The sequence below is a fragment of the Phenylobacterium sp. genome (genome assembly GCF_046291545.1).
In the GTDB taxonomy this organism is placed as follows: domain Bacteria; phylum Pseudomonadota; class Alphaproteobacteria; order Caulobacterales; family Caulobacteraceae; genus Phenylobacterium.
Map to the genome: position 1 here is coordinate 1 of NZ_JBKBSM010000004.1, position 22611 is coordinate 22611.

20 protein-coding genes are annotated in these 22611 nt (G+C 69.2%); 9 read left to right on the top strand and 11 right to left on the bottom strand.

Going from position 1 to position 22611, the window contains the following annotated elements; all coding sequences use genetic code 11:
* The 3 genes from ACK4YQ_RS11100 to ACK4YQ_RS11110 all read left to right on the top strand — a co-directional run.
* On the top strand, positions 1-371 hold a 371-nt coding region (locus ACK4YQ_RS11100), incomplete at its 5' end, for a RidA family protein (protein ID WP_409611336.1).
* On the top strand, positions 368-1126 hold the full coding sequence (locus tag ACK4YQ_RS11105; RefSeq protein ID WP_409611338.1) for a glycerophosphodiester phosphodiesterase family protein: 759 nt from the start codon (positions 368-370) through the stop codon (positions 1124-1126). The genes ACK4YQ_RS11100 and ACK4YQ_RS11105, both read left to right, overlap by 4 nt.
* On the top strand, positions 1123-2283 hold the full coding sequence (locus ACK4YQ_RS11110) for a GNAT family N-acetyltransferase (protein ID WP_409611340.1): 1161 nt from the start codon (positions 1123-1125) through the stop codon (positions 2281-2283). The genes ACK4YQ_RS11105 and ACK4YQ_RS11110 overlap by 4 nt, the downstream gene beginning before the upstream one ends.
* Positions 2284-2302: 19 nt before the next feature.
* Here ACK4YQ_RS11110 and ACK4YQ_RS11115 read toward each other — a convergent pair whose 3' ends face one another.
* On the bottom strand, positions 2303-4630 hold the full coding sequence (locus tag ACK4YQ_RS11115) for a TonB-dependent receptor (protein ID WP_409611342.1): 2328 nt from the start codon (positions 4628-4630) through the stop codon (positions 2303-2305).
* Positions 4631-4818: 188 nt separating this feature from the next.
* Here ACK4YQ_RS11115 and ACK4YQ_RS11120 point away from each other — a divergent pair, with 188 nt between their 5' ends.
* Together ACK4YQ_RS11120 and ACK4YQ_RS11125 are read left to right on the top strand one after the other, a co-directional pair.
* Positions 4819-5433 (top strand): GNAT family N-acetyltransferase, encoded by a 615-nt coding sequence (locus ACK4YQ_RS11120; protein ID WP_409611344.1) that lies wholly within the window; start codon positions 4819-4821, stop codon positions 5431-5433.
* A gap of 71 nt (positions 5434-5504) precedes the next feature.
* Positions 5505-5942, top strand: coding sequence for an HIT family protein (locus ACK4YQ_RS11125; RefSeq protein WP_409611346.1), 438 nt, complete (start codon positions 5505-5507; stop codon positions 5940-5942).
* Positions 5943-5948: 6 nt separating this feature from the next.
* On the opposite strand, the gene ACK4YQ_RS11130 is transcribed toward ACK4YQ_RS11125, so the two are convergent.
* The 6 genes from ACK4YQ_RS11130 to ACK4YQ_RS11155 form a co-directional block, all read right to left on the bottom strand.
* Positions 5949-8072 carry a response regulator gene (locus tag ACK4YQ_RS11130; protein ID WP_409611348.1) on the bottom strand — a complete coding sequence of 708 codons (2124 nt, stop codon included), beginning with the start codon at positions 8070-8072 and terminating at the stop codon, positions 5949-5951.
* Positions 8073-8221: 149 nt separating this feature from the next.
* A complete protein-coding gene (gene clpA / locus ACK4YQ_RS11135; protein WP_409611350.1) occupies positions 8222-10540 on the bottom strand; it encodes an ATP-dependent Clp protease ATP-binding subunit ClpA in 2319 nt (772 codons plus the stop codon).
* A gap of 11 nt (positions 10541-10551) precedes the next feature.
* The gene (gene clpS / locus ACK4YQ_RS11140; protein ID WP_374570920.1) at positions 10552-10881 is read right to left on the bottom strand and encodes an ATP-dependent Clp protease adapter ClpS; all 330 of its coding nucleotides are present in this window, start codon (positions 10879-10881) and stop codon (positions 10552-10554) included.
* Positions 10882-11033: 152 nt separating this feature from the next.
* Positions 11034-12302, bottom strand: a complete 1269-nt coding sequence (locus ACK4YQ_RS11145; RefSeq protein ID WP_409611352.1) for a DNA polymerase IV — start codon at positions 12300-12302, stop codon at positions 11034-11036.
* Positions 12299-13198 (bottom strand): ROK family protein, encoded by a 900-nt coding sequence (locus ACK4YQ_RS11150; protein WP_409611354.1) that lies wholly within the window; start codon positions 13196-13198, stop codon positions 12299-12301. Before ACK4YQ_RS11150 ends, ACK4YQ_RS11145 begins: the two co-directional genes overlap by 4 nt.
* 41 nt (positions 13199-13239) lie before the next feature.
* On the bottom strand, positions 13240-13929 hold the full coding sequence (locus ACK4YQ_RS11155) for a hypothetical protein (protein ID WP_409611356.1): 690 nt from the start codon (positions 13927-13929) through the stop codon (positions 13240-13242).
* Between the two features lie 112 nt (positions 13930-14041).
* Between ACK4YQ_RS11155 and ACK4YQ_RS11160 the strand changes: the two genes are divergently transcribed.
* From ACK4YQ_RS11160 to ACK4YQ_RS11170, 3 genes are all read left to right on the top strand, one after another.
* A complete protein-coding gene (locus tag ACK4YQ_RS11160; protein WP_409611358.1) occupies positions 14042-14407 on the top strand; it encodes a response regulator in 366 nt (121 codons plus the stop codon).
* A 6-nt stretch (positions 14408-14413) separates the two neighbouring features.
* Complete coding sequence (locus ACK4YQ_RS11165) at positions 14414-15778, top strand: PleD family two-component system response regulator (RefSeq protein ID WP_409611360.1); 1365 nt, start codon at positions 14414-14416, stop codon at positions 15776-15778.
* A 104-nt stretch (positions 15779-15882) separates the two neighbouring features.
* The gene (locus ACK4YQ_RS11170) at positions 15883-16254 is read left to right on the top strand and encodes a hypothetical protein (RefSeq protein WP_409611362.1); all 372 of its coding nucleotides are present in this window, start codon (positions 15883-15885) and stop codon (positions 16252-16254) included.
* A 72-nt stretch (positions 16255-16326) separates the two neighbouring features.
* Here the strand turns inward: ACK4YQ_RS11170 and rpmG are convergent, their stop codons facing one another.
* Together rpmG and ACK4YQ_RS11180 are read right to left on the bottom strand one after the other, a co-directional pair.
* Positions 16327-16494, bottom strand: coding sequence for a 50S ribosomal protein L33 (rpmG, locus tag ACK4YQ_RS11175; RefSeq protein ID WP_111529313.1), 168 nt, complete (start codon positions 16492-16494; stop codon positions 16327-16329).
* Between the two features lie 101 nt (positions 16495-16595).
* On the bottom strand, positions 16596-17309 hold the full coding sequence (locus tag ACK4YQ_RS11180) for an NUDIX hydrolase (protein ID WP_409611364.1): 714 nt from the start codon (positions 17307-17309) through the stop codon (positions 16596-16598).
* Between the two features lie 151 nt (positions 17310-17460).
* Between ACK4YQ_RS11180 and ybaL the strand changes: the two genes are divergently transcribed.
* Entirely contained in the window at positions 17461-19110 is a 1650-nt protein-coding gene (gene ybaL, locus ACK4YQ_RS11185) for a YbaL family putative K(+) efflux transporter (RefSeq protein ID WP_409611366.1), read from the top strand.
* A gap of 6 nt (positions 19111-19116) precedes the next feature.
* On the opposite strand, the gene rnr is transcribed toward ybaL, so the two are convergent.
* Together rnr and ACK4YQ_RS11195 are read right to left on the bottom strand one after the other, a co-directional pair.
* Entirely contained in the window at positions 19117-21417 is a 2301-nt protein-coding gene (gene rnr / locus ACK4YQ_RS11190; RefSeq protein WP_409611368.1) for a ribonuclease R, read from the bottom strand.
* A gap of 52 nt (positions 21418-21469) precedes the next feature.
* Positions 21470-22603, bottom strand: coding sequence for an AAA family ATPase (locus ACK4YQ_RS11195; protein WP_409611370.1), 1134 nt, complete (start codon positions 22601-22603; stop codon positions 21470-21472).
* Positions 22604-22611 lie beyond the last annotated feature (8 nt).

The following is a 22611-nucleotide window of genomic DNA, read 5'->3' on the forward strand; positions in this document are numbered from 1 at the left end:
GCGGGTCGCTCGTCCACATCTCCGGCCAGGTGTCGATCGACGCCGCCGGCGGAGTGCGGGGCGTGGTCGGCGAGGACGTCGACCTGGAGGCGGCGCGGCGCGCCGCGCGCCTGTGCGGCGTCAATCTGCTCGCCCAGATGAAGGCCGCCGCCGACGGCGACCTCGACCGCGTGGCCCGTGTGGTCAAGCTTGGAGGCTTCGTTCAGGCCGGCCCCGCCTTCGTCGAGATCCCGCAGGTGGTGAACGGGGCGTCGGACCTGATGGTGGAGGCGTTCGGCGACGCCGGACGGCACGCGCGCTCGGCCGTAGGCGTCTACCGCCTGCCGATGAACTTCGCCGTCGAGGTCGATGCGGTGGTGGAACTGGCGTGAAGGCGCGGTTTGGCGAGGCCTGGGACCTTCTCTTCCACCCGCCGGTGGCGCATCGCGGCCTGTGGTCGAAGGACGGCGCGCCGGAGAACTCGCTCGCCGCCTTTCAGGCCGCCTGCGCGGCAGGCTATGGGGTCGAACTCGACGTCCACCTCTCCGCGGATGGCGAGGCGATGGTCTTCCACGACGAGAAGCTGGCGCGGATGACCGGGGCGGAGGGCCGCATCGGCGAGCGCACGGCGGCCGAACTGGGCGAGCTGCGCCTGGCGGGCACCGACGAGCCCATCCCGACCCTGCTGGAGGCCCTGGCCGTCATCGGCAAGCGCGGCATGGTGCATGTGGAGCTGAAGACCGCCTACGGGCAGGTGGGGCCGCTCGAGCAGCGGGTGCATGAGATCCTGATCGATCACGCCGGTCCCGCCTGCGTCATCGGCTTCAATCCCTATTCCCACGCCTGGTTCGCCGACCGCTTCCCCGGCGTGCTGCGCGGGCTGGACAGCTACAGCTACAGCGACAAGCCCGCGCCCCCGAAGAGCCTGTCCGAGGAGCAGCGCCGCTCCTTCGCCCGGCTGGAGCATGTGGAGATCGCGCGGCCGCACTTCCTCGCCCTCCATACCGAGATGCTGCCGGACGCGCGGGCGGCCGAACTGCGTGAAAGCGGCATGCCCGTCGTCTGCTGGACGGTGCGCGATCCGGCGGAATGGGAGCGGCTGCGGCCCCACTGCGACAACCTGATCTTCGAGGGCTTTGCGGCGTGACGCTGAAGCCGGCGGTTCGGATCCACCGGCGCATCGCCGAGATCGGCCGCGAAGCCTGGGACGCCTGCGCCACGAACCCGGCCTATGCAGGCAATCCCTTCGTCTCATACGACTTCCTCGACATCCTCGAGGCCTCTGGCTGCGCGGTCGAGCGCATGGGCTGGGGGCCGCAGCACCTGGCGGTGGAGGACGAGCGGGGGCGCGTGGGCGCGGTGGCGCCGCTCTATCTGAAGTCCCACAGCCAGGGCGAGTACATCTTCGACCACGCCTGGGCCGACGCCTATGAGCGGGCGGGCGGGCGCTACTATCCGAAGCTCCTCTCGGCCGCGCCGTTCACGCCGGCCACCGGCCCGCGCCTACTCGGGCGGCCGGACGTGCAGCCCGAAGAGGCCTGGCGCATGTTGCTTGGCGGCGCGCTGACGGTGTGTGAGCGCTACGGCGCCTCCTCGCTGCACGTGAACTTCCCGACCGAAGCGGAATGGCTCTGGATGGGCGGGCAGGGGCTCTCGCTGCGCCAGGGCCAACAGTACCACTGGCTCAACGCGGGCTACGGGGACTTCGAGGACTTCCTCGGGGCCCTGTCCTCTGGGCGGCGCAAGACCATCCGCCGGGAGCGGCGCGACGCCCAGGCGGGGCTCGAGATCCTGGCGATGACCGGCAAGGACCTGACAGAGGACTGCTGGGACGCCTTCTTCGCCTTCTACATGGACACCGGTTCGCGCAAGTGGGGCCGGCCCTACCTGAACCGTCTGTTCTTCTCGCTGCTGGGCGAGCGGATGGCTGATCGGGTCCTGCTTGTCATGGCCAGGCGCGACGGCCGGTACATCGCCGGCGCGCTGAACCTGATCGGGGAGGATTGCCTCTACGGGCGCAACTGGGGCTGCATCGAGGACGTGCCCTTCCTCCACTTCGAGCTCTGCTACTACCAGGCGATCGAATGGGCTATCGGCCGCGGGCTCGCCCGGGTGGAGGCCGGCGCCCAGGGCCAGCACAAGATCGCGCGCGGCTATCTGCCCGTGCCCGTCCGCTCCGCACACTACATCGCCGATCCCGCCCTTCGCGGGCCGGTGGAGCGTTTCGTCGAGCAGGAACGGGCGGCGGTCGACGGCGAAATGGAGTGGCTGGCGGAGGAGTATTCGCCCTTTCGCAAGGGGTGAGCCCCGCCAGCCGCCCGGCCTAGTAGCGCATCGAGAACCCGATTCCGTAGTAGCGGGGCTCGCCGGCGATGAAGGTGGCGATGCCGAAGGCGTCGCCGGTATTGCCGGCGTCCTTGATGTAGTCCTGGTCCAGGGCGTTGGTGACGAAGGCTTCCACCTTCCAGGGCGCCTCATCGCGCTGGTAGGCCACGCGCAGGTTGAGGAGTCCGTACGCCTTCTGCACCTCGTCCTGGATCCTGTCGCTGGTCTGGAACTGGGGCAGGTCGTTGTTGCTGTCGAAATAGACCTTCGACTGCCAGGTGTAGGTTGGCACGAACGCCAGTTCCCCGCCCGCCAGGCGCAGGGCCGCGCGAAGGCCGAGGGAGACCGAGTGGTCAGGCGAGAGTCGGAAGCTGTTGCCCTCGAACAGGCCGTTGCCGAACCGCGCGTGGCTGTAGCCATAGGTGCCGAAGATTTCGAACAACCCCGTCGGCCGATAGGTGAACTGGCCCTCGAAGCCGGTCGCGTCCGCTTCGCCGGCGTTGGTGGCGACGATCTGGCCGGCGCTGTTGATCACCGAGGTTTGGAAGTTCTCGTAGGTGTAGTGATAGACCGACCCCTCGAGAATCAGCCGGCGCGAGAGGAGTTCGCCCTTGGCGCCGATCTCATAGGAATCCACCTGTTCAGCCGGCAGCTCGGTGAAGCGGACGGAGCCGCCGGGCGTGGTCGGCGAGCCGACGCTCAGCACCTTGGGCCGGCGGCCCCGGGCGTAGGACCCGTAGAGGCTCAGGCCCTCGGCCGGCGCATAGCGGGCGACAAGGCGATAGGTGAGGCCCGAATCGGAGATGTCCTGGGACTGGACCGCCCCGCCGGCGGTGGGCTGGACGAACAGCCCCCGCGCCAGCACCGCCGTGCTTCCAGCCAGCACCGAGCCGCCGTTCACGAGATAGGCCTGATAGCCGCTGGTCTTGTCCTCTGAGGTGTAGCGGACGCCGGCGGTCAGTTCGACCTGATCGGTGAGCTTGAACGTGGCGTCGGCGAAGACGTCATAGGCGGTGGTTTCGCCGTAGTTGGCGTAGGTTTCCCGGTGAGCGGACTTAAGAGCGGCCGGAGCCAGGGCGTTGACCGTCGGCAGCGACAAGCCGTTGGGCGCGCGCAGCGCCCCACCTGCGTAGAGGGCGTAGATCTTCTCATTGAACTGCAGGGGCACCGCCTGGGAGCCGTCCTCGTGGAAATAGCTGATCCCGCCGAATGCGGTGATGCGGCCGCCCGCGTCGTAGTTCAGGCGCAGCTCCTGGCTCACCTGTTCGCCCTGCGCGTCTTCGGCGAACACGAAGAGCGGCAGCGAGAAGCCGTCGGGGTCGAACACTTCCAGGCTGTCGAATTCCCGATAGGCGCTGATCGAGGTCAGGGTGAGGTCGTCGGAGAACCGATAGGTGGCCAGTCCGGTCACGCCCCAGACCGTCCGGTCCAGCCCCAGGTCCTTGCCGCCCAGGAAGCCGTCGGAGGACGAGAGCGTTGCGCCGGAGTTGCGGCCCAGATCGCCGATGACCGCCCCGCTCGTCGGGTCCGTGGGGGCGAAGGTCAGCGACTTGAAGGAGGTGCCCGAGGGGGTGTCCTGCTCGTAGTTCACGATCAGGTCCGCGCTGAAGCGGTCGCTCGGACGCCACTTCATGGCCAGGCGGAAGGCCTGGGTGTCGGTGGAGTTGAAGTCCTCGCCGCCGAGGAGGTTGTCGACGAAACCGTCGCGCGCCTTGAGCCGACCGGCGAAGCGGACGGCGAAGCTGTCGCTCACCGGCACGTTCAGCATGCCCTCGAACATGGCGTAGCCGTAGTTGCCGACCTCCACCTTCGAAGCTGCGGCCAGGCGCGAGGGATCGGCCTTGGCCTGGACGAGGTTCACCGCGCCGATGAGCGCGCCGCGGCCATAGAGCGTCGACTGCGGCCCCTTGGCGACTTCCACCCGTTCGAGGTCGAACAACTCCACGTAGGAGCCGCGGGACTTCGAGATGGACACCCCGTCCTGGAACACAGAGACGCGCGGCTCATTGGTCGCCTCGCCGGAGTCCGAGGTGATGCCGCGCATCACGAAACCCGGATTGTTCGGCGATTGGTTCTGCACCTCGAAGCCCGGCACGAAGAGGGAGAGCTCCTCGAATTCCTGGACGCCGAGACGGTCGAGGGCGTCGTCGCCATAGGCGGTGATCGCGATCGGCACCTCGATCGACTTCTGCTCGCGCATCTGGGCCGTGATGATCAATTCCTCGACCTCGGCGCCATAGCCGGTCGCATCCTGCGCGTGGGCGACGCCGGCGATCGCCAGCGTCGCCAGGCTGGCGCCGAGAAAGAGTGCGAACTTGCTGGTCATTGTCCTATCCCCTCGCTGAGAACGCGGTGCGATAGGGGCGGGCGATGACGCTTCGGCGACGCTTACGCGAAGAGGCTGCGACTTGCGCACCTTTGTCGCCAACGCTGGTTTTCCAGTCGGGTTTTGCCGGAGCGGCCGAAAACGGCTCCCTTGCGAACCCTTGATAAATAAGGGATCAGGCAAGGGACATGAGCTCAGCAGATCTTCCTTCTCCCTGGCCCGACCAGGTGGTGCTCACCGGCGCCCATGCCCGCCTGGAGCCGTTGGATCCCGCGCATGCGCCGGATCTTGCCGAGGCTGTGGCCGACGGGGAGCTCTGGCGGCTCTGGTACACCTGGATCCCCGAGCCTGCGGGCATGGACGCCGAGATCGCCCGGCGGCTGGACCTGCGCGCCCGCGGGCAGATGTCGCCCTTTGCGGTGATCGACCTGCGCAGCGGCCGGGCGGTCGGCATGACCACCTACATGAACATCGATGCGGCGAACCGCCGGGTGGAGATCGGCAGCACCTGGTATCGCGCTTCGGTGCAGCGCACGGCGATCAACACCGAATGCAAGCGGATGCTGCTGGCGCACGCGTTCGAGGCGCTGGACTGCATCGCCGTCGAGTTCCGCACGCACTTCTTCAATCACCAGAGCCGCCGCGCCATCGAGCGCCTGGGGGCCAAGCTGGACGGCGTTCTGCGCAACCACGTGCGAAGCCGCGATGGCACGCTACGCGACACGTGCGTCTACTCGATCCTGGCTCACGAGTGGCCCACGGTGCGCAGCCATCTGGACTGGCGGCTGGCCTCCGGGCGCTGAGACGGGCGCGCCGTACGTTCCACCCACCTGCGGGATTTGATACGACGAGCGCGCACATCAGGGAGCACGCGATGAGCCTGGACGGGACCTACGACGACGCCAACATCTTCGCCAAGATCCTGCGCGGCGAGATGCCCTGCGCGCGGGTCTTCGAGGACGAGCACGTCTTTTCCTTCATGGACGTCTTTCCCCAGGCGCGCGGCCACACCCTGGTGATTCCCAAGCACACGCAGGCGCGCAATCTGCTGGAAGAGGAGCCGGAGCGGCTCAGCCACCTGATCCTGGGCGTGCAGCGCGTGGCCCGGGCGGTGCGGGCGGCGCTCAACCCCGACGGGATCATGATCAGCCAGTTCAACGGCGCGGTCTCCGGCCAGACCATCTATCACCTGCACGTCCACATCATCCCCCGCTGGGAGGGCGTGGCCCTCGGCCGTCACGGCGACGGAGGGATGGCCGACATGGATGAGCTGAAGCGGCTGGCTGACCAGATCAGCGACAAGATCGCCTGATCCCGCTCAGGCGCTGACGCGCCGCCGGGCGAGTTGCTGGACGGCCTTGTCGATCATCTCTTCCTGGCGGATGGGCTTGGCCAGATGGTCGTCCATGCCGGCGGCAAGGCAGCGTTCGACGTCCTCGGGCATGGCCGCGGCGGTCATCGCGATGATCGGCAGGTGCTCGCTCCCGCGGATCGCCCGGATTTCGCGGCAGGCCTGGACGCCGTCCATGCCCGGCATGTGGATGTCCATGAACACGAGGTCGTAGCCGTCCGAGCGCACGGCCTCGATGGCGGCGGCCGCGCTGTCCACCGTGGTCACCTCGAACCCGGCGGAAGCGAGCATCAGGTGGGCGACCTCGCGGTTGATCGGATGGTCGTCGACCACCAGCACGCGCGCGCCGTCGCCGCTCGACCCGGGCGCGCATGAGCCCTGGGCGTGACGCGCGCGCTCGGCCAGGTTTTCCGCCTGAGGCGCCGGGGCGAAGGGCGCTTCGAACCAGAATTCGGACCCCTCTCCCTCCTGGCTCGTCACGCCGATGCGTCCGCCCATCAGCTCGGCGAGGGACTTGGAAATGGCGAGGCCCAGGCCGGCGCCCTGGTAGCTGCGGGCGCTGCTGGCGTCGCCCTGAGCGAAGGGAAGGAAGATCTGGTCCAGCTTGTCCGCAGCGACGCCGACGCCGGTGTCACGGACCGAGAAACGCAGTCGCACGCGCCCGTCAGGCTCCTTGGCCAAGGTGCGCAGGGAGACGTCGATACGGCCAGCCTGGGTGAACTTGACTGCATTTCCAAGCAGGTTGAGCAGAATCTGCGCGATGCGCCGCTCGTCGCCGATCAGGCAGCGGCGCGAGGCCTCATCGACGTGGACGCCAAGAATGATCGGTCGGCCTTCCAGCACCGGGCGCACCATGTCCGCAGCCCGCGCGGCGACGTCCGCCGGGGAGAACGGCGCCTCGACGAGGCGCGCGCCTCCGGCCTCGCCCCGGGAGAAGTCGAGCACGTCGCTGATGAGGGCGAGGAGCACGTCGGCCGAGGCGTGCATGGCGCCGACCTGGTGGCGGACGATGGGCGGCAGGTCCATCCGCGAGGACAGAAGCTGGGCGTACCCGGCGATGCCGTTGAGCGGCGTGCGCATCTCGTGGCTCATGACCGCCAGGAAGCGCGAGCGGGTCCCGGCGGCGTGCTCGGCGTCGCGCCTTGCGGCACGGGCCTTGGTGAGGGCGCGGATCAGGCGGTCCTGTGAGCGTCGCCGTTCGGAGAGCAGGCTGGATAGGGTGAGGGCGGTGAACAGGAACGAGGCGACGAAGGCCTGCATCACCAGCGTGCGGGCGTTGAGGCTGAGCTCCATGTCCGTCGCGAAGGGCCCGAGGCCGGCGACGGTCGCCGCACCGGAGATGAGTGCGATCACGGCCACGCAGATCATGGCGTACGGGGGGCTGACCCGCGTCATCACCACCAGCCCGAGGGGGAACAGCAGGAAGGAGACCGGCAGGCGGGTGGGGACGAAGATCAAGGTCGTGGCCACCGCCAGCAGGACGAGCCAGAGCGTGCGCTCCACGGGACCTGCCGCGCCCGTCACGTCGAAGCGCCGGAAGCGGGCGAGGGTGAGGATCGCGGGCGCGGCGATCACCATGCCGAGGAAATCGCCCACCGCCCACGACCTCCACAGGCCGGCGAACGGCGGTCCGCCCATGAGGAAATGGGAGATGGCCGCACCGATCGAGCCGATGACGATGGCGGATGGCAAGGCGGCGAACAGGATCAGGTTCCACAGCCGCCGGGGCCGCGTCATGTCCAGGGCCGCGCCGCAGAAGCGGCGGATCAGGATCGCCGCGAGCACCGACTCCACGACGTCGCAGCCGGCCATCAGGGCCACTCTCTGCGGCGGCGCGCCGCTGCCGGCGGACGCGAGCATGTCGAAGCTGGTGAACAGCAGGGCCAGGGGAATGGCGGTGCGGGCCGGCAGCAGCAGGAAGGTCGCCGCCATGATCCCGTTGCCGAGCCAAAACAGGGCTAGGCCGCCCGAGCCCAGGGACCAGATCGTAGCCAGGCTGGTGGCGAAGGCGTAGGCCAGGATCAGCGACGGCACGAGCCACGGCGACCGCCGCGGCTGCGCCTTTCGGAACAGCCTGATCTTCCCCGTCATGCCCAATCCCACCCGAACCCGGCTGAAGCCGCGTCAGGAACAGCACCTACTGCGTCAATCGGCCGCGTGCAGCCAAAAAGTGCAGAAAATACCGGGGAGCGCGCCGAAACGCGCTCCCTGGGCTAGGCGAGGCGCAGCGAGCGCCCGGATCAGTCCGCCAGTTCGGCGGCGTCCTCCGCCGGATTCTCGACGATGGGGGCGCCGGGCTCGCGCTCGTCGTCCTCGATCTCGAAGCCGAGCTTGCCGTCCTTGAGGACCACCTTGACGTGGCCGCCCTTGACCAGCTTGCCGAACAGGATCTCGTCGGCCAGCGGCTTCTTGATGTGCTCCTGGATGACCCGGGCCAGCGGCCGGGCGCCGTAGAGCTCGTCGAAGCCGTTCTTGGCCAGCCAGTCGGTGGCCTCGTCGGACGCCTCGATGGTGACGTGGCGGTCGGCGAGCTGAGCCTCCAGCTGCATGACGAACTTCTGCACGACCTTGCGGATGATCTCCGGGGTCAGGGCGCGGAAGGCGACGATGGCGTCGAGCCGGTTGCGGAACTCCGGGGTGAAGACGCGCTTGATCGCCTCTTCGGCCTCGTGATCGGCCTTGCCGCGGCCGAAGCCGATGGAGTTGCGCTGGGCGTCGGCGGCCCCCGCGTTGGTGGTCATGATGAGGACCACGTTGCGGAAGTCGATCTTCTTGCCGTTGGAGTCGGTCAGCTGCCCGTGGTCCATCACCTGCAGGAGGATGTTGTAGACGTCCGGGTGCGCCTTCTCGATTTCGTCGAGCAGCACCACCGCGTGCGGATGCTGATCCACCGCGTCGGTCAGAAGCCCGCCCTGGTCGAAGCCCACATAGCCGGGAGGCGCGCCGATCAGGCGGCTGACCGTGTGGCGCTCCATGTACTCGCTCATGTCGAAGCGCAGGAGCTCGATGCCCAGCGTCGAGGCGAGCTGACGGGCGGTCTCGGTCTTGCCGGTGCCGGTCGGCCCCGAGAACAGGTAGCAGCCGATCGGCTTGTTCGGATCGCGCAGGCCCGCGCGCGCCATCTTCATGGCGGCGGAGAGCTGCTCGATCGCCTCGTCCTGGCCGTAGACCGCGCGCTTGAGGTCGGTCTCGAGCTGCTTGAGGGCCTCGGTGTCGGACTTGGACACCGACTTGGGCGGGATCCGCGCGATCTTGGCCACCACGGCCTCGATCTCCTTGAGGCCGATGGTCTTCTTGCGCCTGCCCTCCGGCAGCAGCATCTGGCTGGCGCCGGCTTCGTCGATGATGTCGATCGCCTTGTCCGGCAGCTTGCGGTCGGTGATGTACTTGGCCGACAGCTCCACCGCCGCCTTGATGGCGTCGTTGGTGTAGCGGAGCTTGTGGAACTCCTCGTAGTAGGTCTTCAGCCCCTTGAGGATCTTGATCGTGTCCTCGATGGTCGGCTCGTTCACGTCGATCTTCTGGAACCGGCGCACCAGGGCCCGATCCTTTTCGAAGTGCTGACGGAACTCCTTGTAGGTCGTCGAGCCCATGCAGCGCAGGGCGCCCGAGGCCAGGGCCGGCTTCAGCAGGTTGGAGGCGTCCATCGCCCCGCCGGACGTGGCGCCGGCGCCGATCACCGTATGGATCTCGTCGATGAACAGGATGGCGTCGGGGTGGTTCTCCAGCTCCTTGACGACCTGCTTCACGCGCTCTTCGAAGTCGCCCCGATACCGGGTGCCCGCCAGCAGCGCGCCCATGTCGAGCGAGAAGATGGTCGAGCCGGACAGCACGTCTGGCACCTGGCCGTTGACGATCTTGCGCGCCAGACCCTCGGCGATGGCGGTCTTGCCGACGCCCGGGTCGCCCACCAGCAGCGGGTTGTTCTTGGTGCGGCGGCACAGGATCTGGATGCAGCGCTCCACCTCGGCCGAGCGGCCGATCAGCGGGTCGACCTTGCCCTGCTTGGCCTTCTCGTTGAGGTTGATGCAGTAGGCCTCGAGCGCCTCGCCGCCGGTCTTGACCGAGGGCTTGTCCTCGTCCTCCGAGCCCTTGACGGACTTGGCTTCCGAGGCGCCGGCCTTCTTGGCGATGCCGTGGGCGATGTAGTTGACCGCGTCATAGCGGGTCATGTCCTGCTCTTGCAGGAAGTAGGCGGCGTGGCTCTCCCGTTCCGAGAAGATGGCCACCAGCACGTTCGCGCCGGTCACCTCCTCGCGGCCGGAGGACTGCACGTGGATGACGGCGCGCTGGATCACGCGCTGGAAGCCCGCCGTCGGCTTGGCGTCCTCGCCGTCGTCGACGATCAGCGAGCGCAGTTCGTTGTCGACATAGTTCGTCAGGGTGGTCCTGAGCGCCCCGAGGTCCACGTCGCAAGCGCGCATCACGCCGGCGGCGTCCTCGTCGTCGATCAGCGACAGGAGCAGGTGCTCGAGCGTGGCGTACTCGTGCTTACGCTGGTTGGCGTAGGCGACGGCGCGGTGCAGGGACTCTTCAAGGGGTCGCGAAAACGAGGGCAATCTAGGGCCTCTCAATCCTTTTCCATGGTGCATTGAAGGGGGTGTTGATGACGGCGCGCCGTATCAACGACCTGAGCGACTTTCGTTTCCGCCACCTCGTATGTGAACACGCCGCACACGCCGACCCCATGTTGGTGGACATGCAGCATGATCCGCGTCGCGTCTTCGCGCGATTTGTTGAAGTACTGCTCAAGCACGTAGACCACGAATTCCATCGGCGTGTAGTCGTCATTCAACAACAGCACGCGATACATCGACGGCTTCTGCGTCTTCGGCTTGGTCTGGGTGACCACCGCCGACCTGACGCCGGTCGCCTGATCACCTTGCTTACGCTCGGCCATCGAACAGGTCTCCTGGCAGGGCCTCGACCCCGCCTCTAGGGATTAGATATGGAAATAAGTCCGCTTTGGAAGGGTCGAAATCGTCGCGTGGGGTGAGAGTTCCGGCCCATGGTCGTTTTTAGCACACCCGCCAAGGGGTAGGGGAAGCCGGTTCAGGCGTCGGAGCGGGGCTTTGCGCGCAGGGCGCGGCCAGAAGTGACCGACTGGGCGCCGAATCGGGCGCGGATCGCGTCCATCGTCTTCTCCTCCACGAGCGCGCGGCGCTCATCGCCGGCGAAGAAGTCCTCCTCCACGGCGTCGGCGTCGACCAGCTCGGCGAGACCGACCCCGATCAGCCGGTAGCGGCGCGCGCCGACCTCGCCGGCGAGCAGCGTGCGGGCGACGGCGAACAGGGTCTTGGCGGTCTGGGTCGGCACCGGCAGCGCCCGGCGCCGGGTGAGAAGGCGGAAGTCGTCGGTCTTGAGCTTGAGGGTCACGACCCGGCCTGCGACCCCGGCCGCCCGCGCCTGGCGCGCCACCTTGTCGCAAAGTGGCGCCAGGCGGTCCTCGAGTTCGGCGAGGTCGGCGTGGTCCTCGTTGAAGGTGGTCTCCGAACTGATGCCCTTGCGCTCCTGGTCGGGATCGACCGGGCGGCTGTCGCGGCCCTGCGCCAGTCCGTGCAGGCGAAGGCCATGCGCGCCAAAGAGCTGGACGAGCCGCTTGGGCTCGCCGCGGGCCAGATCTCCGATGGTGAAGAAGCCTGCGGCCTCCAGCGATCGGACCATCGCCGGACCGACGCCCGGCAGCAGGCCCACGGGGCGCGGCGCGAGGAAGGCGGCGGCCTCGGCGGCGCCGATCACCGAATAGCCCCGCGGCTTGTCCAGGTCCGAGGCGATCTTGGCCAGGAACTTGTTGGGGGCGAGGCCGATGGAGACGGTGATGCCCACCTCGGCCTCGATGCGCGCCTGCAGACGCGCCAGTGTGACCGCCGGCCACGCCCCGTGCAGGCGCTCGGTGCCTGAAAGGTCCATCCAGGCCTCGTCGAGGGACAGCGGCTGGACGAGGGGCGTGAGCTCGCCGATCAGGGCCATGATGCGCCGGCTCTCGGCGCGGTACTTGGGAAAATCCGGCTTGATCACTACGGCCTGTGGGCAGGCGCGCAGGGCCTTGAACATGGGCATCGCCGAGCGGACCCCGGACATTCGGGCGATGTAGCAGCAGGTGGTGACCACCCCCCGCTTGCCGCCGCCCACGATCACGGGCACGTCGCGAAGCTCGGGCCGGTCGCGCTTTTCCACCGAGGCGTAGAAGGCGTCGCAGTCCATGTGGGCGATGGACAGGCGCGCCAGCTCCTCGTGCGCCACCATCCGCGGCGAGCCGCAGGCGGAGCATCGCCGCGCCGCCGCGCCCACGCGCAGGCAATCGCGGCAGAAGGCGCTCACGCCAGGGCCTCCTGCGGCCACAGCCAGGCGGCGCCCCGCACGCCGGAGGAATCGCCGTGGACCGCCGGACGGACCGCGATTTCGCACGCGTCCGCGAACACGTGCGGCGCGACGGCCGCCGGCAGGCGTTCATAGAGCTCGGCCACGTTCGACATGCCGCCGCCCAGCACCACCACGTCGGGATCCAGGATGTCGATCACCACCGCAAGCCCACGCGCCAGGCGGTCGACATAGCGGTCCAGGGCCTGAGAGGCGGCTGAGTCGCCGGTGCGCGCCGCCGCCGCCACGGCCTCGGCGGTCAGGCCGGCGCCGTGGTCGCGGGCGAGGCCCGGCCCCGACACCCAAAGCTCCAGGCACCCCTCACGTCCACACCAGCAGCGGGGGCCCGGACGCTCCTCCTCCCGCGGCCAGGGCAGGGGCATGTGGCCCCACTCGCCGGCGACGCCATTGCGTCCCTCGACCAGGCGGCCGTCCACGACCACTCCCGCGCCGCATCCGGTGCCGAGGATGGCGGCGAAGACCGTTCCCGCGCCTGCGCCCGCGCCGTCGAGCGCCTCGGACAGCGCCAGGCAGTTGGCGTCGTTGGCGTAGCGCACCGGCCGGCCGAGGGCGCGGGCGAGGTCGGCGGCGAACGGGCGACCGTTGAGCTGGGTGGAGTTGGCGTTCCGGATCAGGCCCGTGGCCGGCGAGGGCGAGCCCGGTCCGCCCACGCCGATCGCGCGCGCCCGCGCGCCCGCCTGCCGTTCGGCCTCCTCGACGAGGCCGCGGACGGTCTCCAGCCCGCCGTCGTAGTCCTTGGGCGTGGCCCCGCGAACGCGCGCCAGGATCCGGCCGTCGGCGCCCAGCGCCGCGGCCTCGATCTTGGTGCCGCCGAAGTCGACTCCGATGCGGATCATGGAAGGGGTTATACCCGATTTGTTCCGCGCAAGCCTGCGGATCAGGCGGCGCCGCGTTCGGCGCGGGCCAGGATTTCGGCGACCGCGTCGGCGAGCAGGCGCCAGTCGTCGATGCGCGGGTGACGCTCCGGCGCGCTGGGCGCCAGAGGGCGCAGGCGCTCGTCTGCGACCATCTGGAAGCGCGCCACGTGCGGCGCCGCCTCGGCGACCGAGTCGAGGTTCGGGATCAGGTCGTCGACGAAGGCGGCCGGGCCTGCGACCTGCGCCGCCAGGGCGGCGGCTAAGGGCCCCTTCGGGCCGCTGTTCAGGACAAGCGGATAGTCCAGGCCATGGCGTCCCAGCCAGCGGGCGCGGGCCAGGCGCGCCTGGGTGGGCGCATTGGTCAGGATGACCACGCCGGCGCGGCGCGAGAGGGCGCGAAGGGCCTCCGCGGCGCCAGGCGCCGGCTCCATCTCTCCACAGCCGTAGCGAAAGAAGTCGTCGTAGTGCCGGCGGCCCTCGGCGATGTCGAGGTGGGTCTCCGCGCCGGGTTCGTAGATGTTCTGGAACAGGGCGAAGCGCTCGACGCGGAACTCCAGCCCGCGCGCCTTCAGGAACTGGCCGAACCCCTGCATGAACAGGCCAAGCACCTCGTCCACATCGACGATGAGGAGCGGGCGGTTCGGATCGACCCCCAGACCCGTCAGATCTGGGGCTCGGATGTCGGGCGCGGGGACGACGGTGTCGGCCAAGGCGGGTCCTTCGCGGCTAACGCTGGTTTAAGGATATCCGTGCGATCACACCAAAAGAAGGTGGGGACGGCGCGCGATTCGCCGCCCGATCATAAGCATCGTCGGGACGACAATGGCCAAGAAGGTCCTCATCGTCGAGGATAACGAGCTGAACATGAAGCTCTTTCATGATCTGCTCGATGCGCAGGGTTATGAAACCCTGCAGACTCGCGAGGGGCTGCAGGCGCTTGCGCTGGCCCGCGAGCATCGTCCCGACCTGATTCTGATGGACATCCAGCTTCCCGAGATATCGGGCCTCGAAGTCACCAAGTGGCTGAAGGAGGACGACCAGCTCGCCTCCATTCCGGTCGTCGCGGTGACCGCCTTCGCCATGAAGGGCGACGAGGAGCGCATCCGCGAAGGCGGGTGCGAGGCTTATATTTCCAAGCCCATATCCGTTTCGCACTTCCTGGAAACCATCCGCCGCTTGTTGGACTAGCCCGTCATGTCCGCCCGTATCCTCGTCGTCGATGACATCGAAGCCAACGTCCGGTTGCTCGAGGCCAAGCTGACGGCCGAGTACTACGAGGTGCTGACGGCCAACGACGGGCCGACCGCCCTGGCCCTGGCCGCCAAGGAAAAGCCGGACATCGTCCTGCTGGACGTGATGATGCCGGGCATGGACGGCTTCCAGGTTTGCCGCCGGCTCAAGGACGATCCGGAGACGCGCCACGTGCCCGTCGTGCTGGTGACGGCGCTCGACGGCCGCGCCGACCGCATCGCCGGCCTCGAGGCCGGCGCCGACGAATTCCTGACCAAGCCCATCGACGACGTGATGCTGTTCGCCCGGGTGCGCAGCCTGACGCGCCTGAAGATGGTGATCGACGAACTGCGCGAACGCGAGGCCTCGGGCCGCCGGATGGGCGTGATCGCTGGCGCGGCCTCGCGGCTGGGCGGATCGGGCGGGCGGGTGCTGATCGTCGACGACAGCGAGCGCCAGGCGCAGCGCGTGAGCGCCGAGCTGGCGATCGAGCATCGGCCGGTGATCGAGAACGACGCCGAAAAGGCGCTGCTGACCGCCAAGGGGCCGGTGGACCTGGTGATCGTCAATGCGACGGCCCGCGGCTTTGACGGCCTGCGCTTCGCTGCGCAGTTGCGCACTGACGAGGCCACGCGCCACCTGCCTGTGCTCGCCATCGTCGACTTCGATGAGCGGCCGCGGCTGGTGAAGGCGCTGGAGATCGGCGTCAACGACATCCTGGCTAAGCCGATCGATCCCCAGGAGCTGGCCGCGCGGGCCCGCACCCAGATCCGCCGCAAGCGCTATACCGACTATCTGCGCGACAATCTCGACCAGTCGCTGGAGCTGGCGGTCACCGACCAGCTCACGGGCCTGCACAACCGCCGCTACATGACCGGCCAGCTCGAGGCGCTGGTGCGCCGGGCGACCCACGGCGGCGATCCGGTGGCGTGCCTGCTGATCGACATCGACCACTTCAAGAAGATCAACGACGGCTACGGCCATGACGTCGGCGACGAGGTGCTGCGCGAGTTCGCCGTGCGCCTGGCTTCCAACGTGCGCGCCATCGATCTGCCGTGCCGCTACGGCGGCGAGGAGTTCGTAGTGGTGATGCCGGACACGCGGCTGGAGGACGCCGAGCGGATCGCCGAGCGCATTCGTCTGCACGTCGCCGGCTCGCCCTTCCGTGTGATGGGCGGGGCCGAGCTGCTGACCGTGACCATTTCCATCGGCGTGGCCGCCACCAGTGGCCCCGAGGACAAGCCCGAGGCTCTGCTCAAGCGGGCCGACGAGGGGGTCTACGAAGCCAAGGCCGGCGGGCGAAACCGGGTGGTGGCGCGGGCGGCCTGACCTCCCGGCGCGCCATCGGCGTTCCTTCGTCCAAAGCGCTGCCGGCGTTCGACCTGATCTCGCATTTCGATGTAGTCTCGCCTCAAACGGGAGGGGAGGGCGTCATGCTGCGGCTGTCGGCCTGGTTGGCCATCGTGTTCGGATCGATGGGCGCGGTGCTGGAGGTGGTGCGCAACTGGGGCGACTGGCAATGGTGGCCGTTCTGGGTGGTCGACTATGTCGCCGCGGTCCTCCTGGTGAGTGGCGGGCTGGCCGTCGTCAGGCGTCGCAGCGAGCGCTTTCTGGCTGCAGGCTGGGGCTTTGGCTGCGCAATGTTCTGGATGTCGTTCTTCGGCCACTACGGCGACATGCTCAAAGCCGGCGCCCAGGTGTCGGCCCGTGAGCATCGCCTGACCGTCGCCATCGGCTTCATGTTCGGCCTGACGGTCGTGGGACTCGCAACCGCCCTGCTGGGACGACGCTCGGCGCAGGCGTGACACGCAAAGAAAAACGCCCGGTCGCAGGACCGGGCGTCTTCGTGTTTCGGAGATCCTCGGACGACGGTCGCCTTACTTGATCTTGCCTTCGCGGAATTCGACGTGCTTGCGCGCGATCGGGTCGTACTTCTTCAGCACGAGCTTGTCGGTCTTGGTGCGGGCGTTCTTCTTGGTCACGTAGAAGAAGCCGGTGTCCGCCGACGAATTCAGGCGGATCTTGATGGAAGCGGGCTTCGCCATGGTCGGTCCTCGCGGGCCGGCGAAGCGGAACGCGCCGGCAGGTGTTCGAAAGAGCCGCGGACAATACGAATCGCGGCCGCAAAGTCAATGCGGCAGGGGTCTTAGAGGTATTCCGTCGTGAAGTTCTCGCCGCGGCGGAAGCGCGCAAAGGGGCGGGGGCGGTTCGGCTCGTCCAGCCGCAGGGCCGCTTCCTTGACGACCATCCGGGTGATCGTCGGCAGGTTCAGGCCAAGGGCTTCTTCGAAGTCGACCCAGGCGATCTCCTCGAGTTCCCCGCAGTCGGGCTGGCGGTCGAGGCTGATCAGCCGCTCGGCGTCGGCCATCAGAAACCAGGTGTCGAACCGCTTGGCGACCATCGGCGGGGTGATCGCGCGGGCGATGATCTGAAGGGCGGCGAGATCGGGCAGGGCTCCCTGGCCGACGAACTCGCGCCAGGGGCCGGCGGCGGGGCGCGGCTCGGACGGGCGGGCGAGCAGCAGGCCGGCCTCCTCGAAGGTCTCTCGGATGGCCGCCAGGCCCAGGGCGCGGCCCCGCGGACCCTTGCCGTGGGCCGTGAACAGGGCGGCCGTGTCGGGATCAAGGTCGGTGGCGTGCGGGGCGCGGAAGTCGGCGCGGTCGACACGTCCGCCGGGGAAGACCCAGGCGTTGGGCATGAAGCTGTGGCCGCCATGGCGCTTGCCCATGAGCACTTGCGGCTTGGGACCGTCGCGCCGCACGATGAGGAGGGTGGCGGCGTCGCGGGGGCGGACGGCGCGGACGCCGGGCTTGCGAATGGGGCCTTCGGGGGCGCGGCGGGCGAGGACGGCGTCGGTCATGAAACAAGTGTATGACCTCGGCGGAGCCCCTGGAAAGGGCGCCCTTACGTCAATCAGCCGGGGCGAAGGCGGCGGAATAACACGGCCGTGACCGTGAAACCTGAGCCGTGTCGGCTAGGTTGATCCTGCGTCGCAAAACCCAAGGGAGCACATGCACCAGCACACGCCGCTCATCGCCACCATAGTCGCGGGTCTCGTGGGGGCCTTCATCCTCGGGGCGCTGGCCCAGCGGCTCCGGCTGTCGCCGCTGGTGGGCTACCTAATGGCCGGCGTGCTCGTGGGGCCGTTCACTCCTGGCTACGTGGCCGATCAGGCGCTGGCCAACCAGCTGGCCGAGCTTGGCGTGATCCTGCTGATGTTCGGGGTGGGTCTGCACTTCTCGCTCAAGGACCTCATGGCGGTGCGCGCCGTCGCGATCCCCGGGGCGGTCGTCCAGATGGTCGTGGCGACCCTGCTCGGCGCGGGACTGGGCGTTCTGCTGGGCTGGCCGATCGGGGGCGGCCTGGTGTTTGGCGTGTCGCTTTCCGTCGCCAGCACCGTGGTCCTGCTGCGGGCGCTGCAGGAGCGGCGGATCGTCCAGACGGAGCGCGGGAAGATCGCCGTCGGCTGGCTGATTGTCGAGGACCTGGCCATGGTGCTGGCGCTGGTCCTGCTGCCGGCGGTGGCCGGCGCGCTGCAGGGCGGTCCCGTCGCCGATCCATGGTCCGGCTGGGGACGGCCCCTGGCCCTGACCCTGGCCAAGGTCGCCGGCTTCGTCGCCTTCATGCTGATCGTCGGGCGCCGGGTCATTCCCTGGGTGCTGCACTACGTGGCTCACACCGGCTCGCGCGAGCTGTTCCGCCTGGCCGTGTTCGCGATCGCCCTGGGGGTCGCCTTCGGCGCCGCCGCGCTGTTCGGCGTCTCCTTCGCCCTGGGCGCCTTCTTCGCGGGAATGATCCTGGCGGAATCCGAATTGAGCCAGCGCGCCGCCGAGGAGACCCTGCCGCTGCGCGACGCCTTCGCGGTCCTGTTCTTCGTGTCGGTGGGCATGCTCTTCAATCCGGCGGTGGTGGTCGAGCAGCCGCTGGCCCTGGCGGCGACGCTGGCCATCGTGATCGTCGGCAAGTCGCTGGCGGCCCTGGCGATCCTGCGGCTGTTCGGACACCCGGCGGGCACGGGCCTCACGATCGCCGCCAGCCTCGCCCAGATTGGCGAGTTCTCGTTCATCTTGGCCGGGCTCGGCGTGGGCCTCGGGCTCCTGCCGCCGGAGGGGCGCGACCTGGTCCTGGCGGCCGCCATCCTTTCGATCATGCTGAACCCGCTGATCTTCGCCCTGATGGTGGGGCGCGCCAAGCCGGCCGCCGAGGCCAAGGCGCCGGCCCCGGTCGAAAGCGCGGCCGCGCCCGAAGGACACGCGATCGTCGTTGGGTATGGCCGGGTCGGGGCGCCCCTCGCCCGGTGGCTGATCATGGCCGGCGAGCGGGTGGTGGTGATCGACGATGACGACCGGGTCGCCGCCGAGGCGCAGGCGGCCGGCCTGACCACCATCTGGGGGAACGCGGCCGAGGGCCGGGCCCTGGAGGAGGCAGACGTGGCCCATGCGCGCAAGCTCTATCTGGCGATCCCGGACGGGTTCGAGGCGGGACAGGTGGTCGAGCAGGCGCGCCGCGCCAACGGCGCGCTGGAGATCGTCGCCCGCGCCCACTCGGTGGCCGAAGCCGAGCATCTGCAGGGCCTGGGCGCCGATCGCACCGTGCTCGGCGAGCGCGAGATCGCCCGAGGGATGTTCGAGGCCGTGCCCGACCCGCTGGCGGCGGCGTGAGCCGTACTAGCGGCGCTTGCCCCGACGCACGCCCTTCGGCGGGCCGCCGCGCCGGGCCTCGGCCCTGCGCCGCACGCCCAGGCGCGGCCGTGGGGCGGTGGGATCCGGCGGGGCGGGATCGCTCAGCATCTCGAACAGCAGGCCCCCTGTGAGCGGCGTGGCCTCGCGCAGGCGGACCTCGACGCTCATTCCGAGCGGCCAGCGCGCGCCGGTGCGTTCGCCGACCAGGGCATGGGCGCGGTCGTCGTGGACGAAGAACTCCCCGCCCAGATCGGAAACGGGCACGAGCCCGTCGGCGCCGGTGTCGGCCAGGCGCACGAAGAGGCCAAAGCGGGTGACGCCGGTGATCCGCCCGGCGAACTCGGCCCCCACGCGGTCGGCCAGGAAGCTCGCCACGTAGCGGTCGGTGGCGTCGCGTTCGGCGGCCATGGCCCGACGCTCGGCGTAGGTGATCCGCTCGGCCGTGTCCTTCATCTGGGCGATGTCCCGTTCGGACAGCCCGTCGTCGCCCAGGCGCAACGCGCGGATCAGGGCGCGGTGGACGACCAGGTCGGCATAGCGGCGGATCGGCGAGGTGAAGTGCGCATAGCGCAGCAGGTTCAGCCCGAAGTGGCCGATGTTCTCGGTGGAATAGTGAGCCTGCATCTGCGTGCGCAGGACGACCTCGTTGACGATGTCGGCGTGCGGCCCCTCGCGGGTCTGGTCGAGCAGGCGGTTGAAACGGTCGGTGCGAATGGCTTCGCCCTTGCTCCAGGCGATTCCGAGGGTGCCGAGGAACTCGGAGAGCGACTGGAGCTTCTCCTGGCTCGGCGCATCATGGACCCGATAGATCAGCGGCGTGCGCTTGGCTTCCAGGCTTTCGGCGGCGCAGACGTTGGCCTGGATCATGAACTCCTCGATCAGCCGATGCGCCTCCAGCGAGGCCCGAGGCGTGATGGAGGCGACCTGGCCGTCCTGACCGATGACGATCTTGCGCTCCAGGCTCTCGATGGCGAGGGGGGAACGTGCGTCCCGGCCCTTCTTCATCACGGCGTAGGCGTCCCAAAGGGGCTTGAGGATCGGGTCGAGCAGGGGCCCGGTCGTCTCGTCCGGCGCCCCGTCGACCGCGGCCTGCGCCTGTTCGTAGGCGAGCTTGGCGGCCGAGCGCATGAGCCCGCGAACGAACCTGTGGGAGCGCTTGCGGCCGTCGGCGCCGAACACCATCCGCACGGCCAGGCAGGCCCGGACCTCGCCGTAACGAAGAGAGCAGAGCCCGTTGGAAAGGTGCTCCGGCAGCATCGGCTCGACGCGATCGGGAAAATAGACGCTGTTGCCCTTGTCGCGCGCCGTGCGGTCGAGAGCCGAGCCGGAGGCCACGTAGGCGGCGACGTCGGCGATGGCGACCCAAACGATCCAGCCGCCGGGGTTCTTGGGGTCAGGGTCCGGCTCGGCGAATACGGCGTCGTCGTGGTCGCGCGCGTCCGCTGGATCGATGGTGATCAGCGGAACGTCCCGCAGGTCTTCGCGGCCGGCGAGGGTAGGCGGCTCGGCCGCTTCAGCCTCGGCCTGAGCCTCGGCGGGGAAGCCGGTGGGCACGCCGTGGGCGTAGATCGCGATGAGGGACGCGGCGCGCGGCTGGTCCTCGCGGCCCACGACCTCCAGGAGCTTGCCGTGGTGCGGTCCGTATCGGCGGTGGGCGGTTCCGACCTGTGCGACGACCAGATCGCCGTCCTTCAGGTCGGCGGCCTCGTGCTCGGGAAGCACCAGGCTTTCCTTGGAGCGGCGATCCACGGGCTCGACCCGCACCTCGCGGCGCATCTTGCGCACCACCCCGAGGATTCTGTGCGCGCTCTGACCCAGATGCTTGATGAGCCGGGCTTCGATTTCCCCGGTCTCCAGGGGCTCGAAGCGGACCAGCAGACGGTCGCCCAGGCCGGGAGCCCCCGCCGCGGCTTCGCGGCGCGCCGGCGCCAGGCGCACCAAGGGGGCGTCCTCGCCCTTGGTGAGGCGCACGAAGAGGTCCCCGTCCGGGTCCCGCTCGACGACGTCGACGACGCCCACGGGGGGGAGGGCGCCGGATTCGGCGTAGCCCTTGCGCCCGCGCTTGCCGAGGCGGCCGCTCTCCTCGAGCTCGCGGAGCATCTCGCGCAGGGCCTTGCGATCGGCGCCCTTCAGGCCGAAGGCGCGGGCGATCTCGGCCTTGTCCGTCTCACCGGCGTCGCGAATGAAGGCGAGCAGGGTTTCGCGGTCGGGCAGGCCCTGCGGCGGACGGGCGGAAGGCGTCTTCGTCGCGAAGCGTTCGGATTTGGGCGTACGGGCTTTGGCCATCGCCCTCTCTTAACGCGGAATGCGCGCAGAGGGACGGGCAAATGGAGGCGGCTCAGTCGTCCTCGTCGCGAAACGTCCGCATCAAGGTCAGGCCCTCCACGGTCGTGGCGCCTTCCGCCTTCACCACGGTGCGCACCGCGCCCTCGCCCGAGCGGGCGATCACCGCGGCCAGGCGCTCCGAGTGGGTGACGAGCCACACCTGCGTGCGACGTGCGGCCTCGACGATCATTTCGCCGAGAGGTTCCATCAGGTCGGGGTGCAGGCTCGTCTCCGGCTCGTTCAGCGCGATGAACGGCGGCAGGCGATAGCCCATGAGCGCCCCGGCCAGCGCCAGAAAACGCAGGGTGCCGTCGGAGAGTTCAGCCGCCTGGAACAGACGGTTGGGGAAGTCCGGGTAGGTCAGGGCGAAGCGGGCTTCGCCCTCGGCCTCGCTCACGAGCCGGGTCCCGGGGAAGGCGTGGTCGATCACCCGGTCCAGGTCGGCGGTGTCCTGGCGGATCTGGGAGAGCGTGGCGAAGACCGCCGCGAGGTTGGATCCGTCGGCGTCGAGGGTGGGCGAGGCGACGGCCACACAGGGGCGGCGCAGGGGAGAGGCAGGGTCCGTCCGCAGGTCGTGATAGAGCCGCCATTCCAGCAGCGTGCGGCGCACCTGGTCGAGCTCCGGGTGGTTGGCCGGGTCTTCCAGGCGGCCGAGGATCGTCTCCGAGGGCAGGACGTCGATGTCGAGATCGCCGGGGCGGCCGGAGCCGTCGCGGACCATGACGGACGCGCCCTTGCGGTCCACCAGCCGATGGGCGCGGGCGCGGGTGACGTAGCTCAGGCTTTCGGTCTTGACCTGGGGCTCTCCTGGAAAGGCGCCCGCCGTCGGCGCGGGAAAGCCCACGCTGACCTCGTACCTGAAATGGCCGGCGGCGCCCGCAGCGGCGAGATCCACCGACAGCTCCAGACCCGTCGGCTCGTCCCGGCGCCGCGGGCCGGCCCACAGGGCCGAGCGAAGGCCCTCGGCGGCCAGCTCGCGGCCCAGGCTGTTGTCCGCGGCCGCCCGGGCCAGGGCCAGAGAGCGGAACAGGTTGGACTTGCCGACTCCGTTGGCCCCGACAAACACGTCGAGCTGGGACACCGGATAGGAGATCCGACGAAGGGAACGATAGCCCCTGACCGTGAAGCCCTTCAGCGTCAGGGTCATGGCGCCGC

What these genes read in the sequence shown, in the direction of transcription:
- ACK4YQ_RS11115 (WP_409611342.1), bottom strand. Translation starts at nt 4,630, where the DNA reads ATGACCAGCAAGTTCGCACTCTTTCTCGGCGCCAGCCTGGCGACGCTG.
- ACK4YQ_RS11120 (WP_409611344.1), top strand. Translation starts at nt 4,819, where the DNA reads ATGAGCTCAGCAGATCTTCCTTCTCCCTGGCCCGACCAGGTGGTGCTC.
- ACK4YQ_RS11125 (WP_409611346.1), top strand. Translation starts at nt 5,505, where the DNA reads ATGAGCCTGGACGGGACCTACGACGACGCCAACATCTTCGCCAAGATC.
- ACK4YQ_RS11130 (WP_409611348.1), bottom strand. Translation starts at nt 8,072, where the DNA reads ATGACGGGGAAGATCAGGCTGTTCCGAAAGGCGCAGCCGCGGCGGTCG.
- clpS (WP_374570920.1), bottom strand. Translation starts at nt 10,881, where the DNA reads ATGGCCGAGCGTAAGCAAGGTGATCAGGCGACCGGCGTCAGGTCGGCG.
- ACK4YQ_RS11150 (WP_409611354.1), bottom strand. Translation starts at nt 13,198, where the DNA reads ATGATCCGCATCGGAGTCGACTTCGGCGGCACCAAGATCGAGGCCGCG.
- ACK4YQ_RS11160 (WP_409611358.1), top strand. Translation starts at nt 14,042, where the DNA reads ATGGCCAAGAAGGTCCTCATCGTCGAGGATAACGAGCTGAACATGAAG.
- ACK4YQ_RS11165 (WP_409611360.1), top strand. Translation starts at nt 14,414, where the DNA reads ATGTCCGCCCGTATCCTCGTCGTCGATGACATCGAAGCCAACGTCCGG.
- ACK4YQ_RS11170 (WP_409611362.1), top strand. Translation starts at nt 15,883, where the DNA reads ATGCTGCGGCTGTCGGCCTGGTTGGCCATCGTGTTCGGATCGATGGGC.
- rpmG (WP_111529313.1), bottom strand. Translation starts at nt 16,494, where the DNA reads ATGGCGAAGCCCGCTTCCATCAAGATCCGCCTGAATTCGTCGGCGGAC.
- ACK4YQ_RS11180 (WP_409611364.1), bottom strand. Translation starts at nt 17,309, where the DNA reads ATGACCGACGCCGTCCTCGCCCGCCGCGCCCCCGAAGGCCCCATTCGC.
- ybaL (WP_409611366.1), top strand. Translation starts at nt 17,461, where the DNA reads ATGCACCAGCACACGCCGCTCATCGCCACCATAGTCGCGGGTCTCGTG.
- rnr (WP_409611368.1), bottom strand. Translation starts at nt 21,417, where the DNA reads ATGGCCAAAGCCCGTACGCCCAAATCCGAACGCTTCGCGACGAAGACG.
- ACK4YQ_RS11195 (WP_409611370.1), bottom strand. Translation starts at nt 22,603, where the DNA reads ATGACCCTGACGCTGAAGGGCTTCACGGTCAGGGGCTATCGTTCCCTT.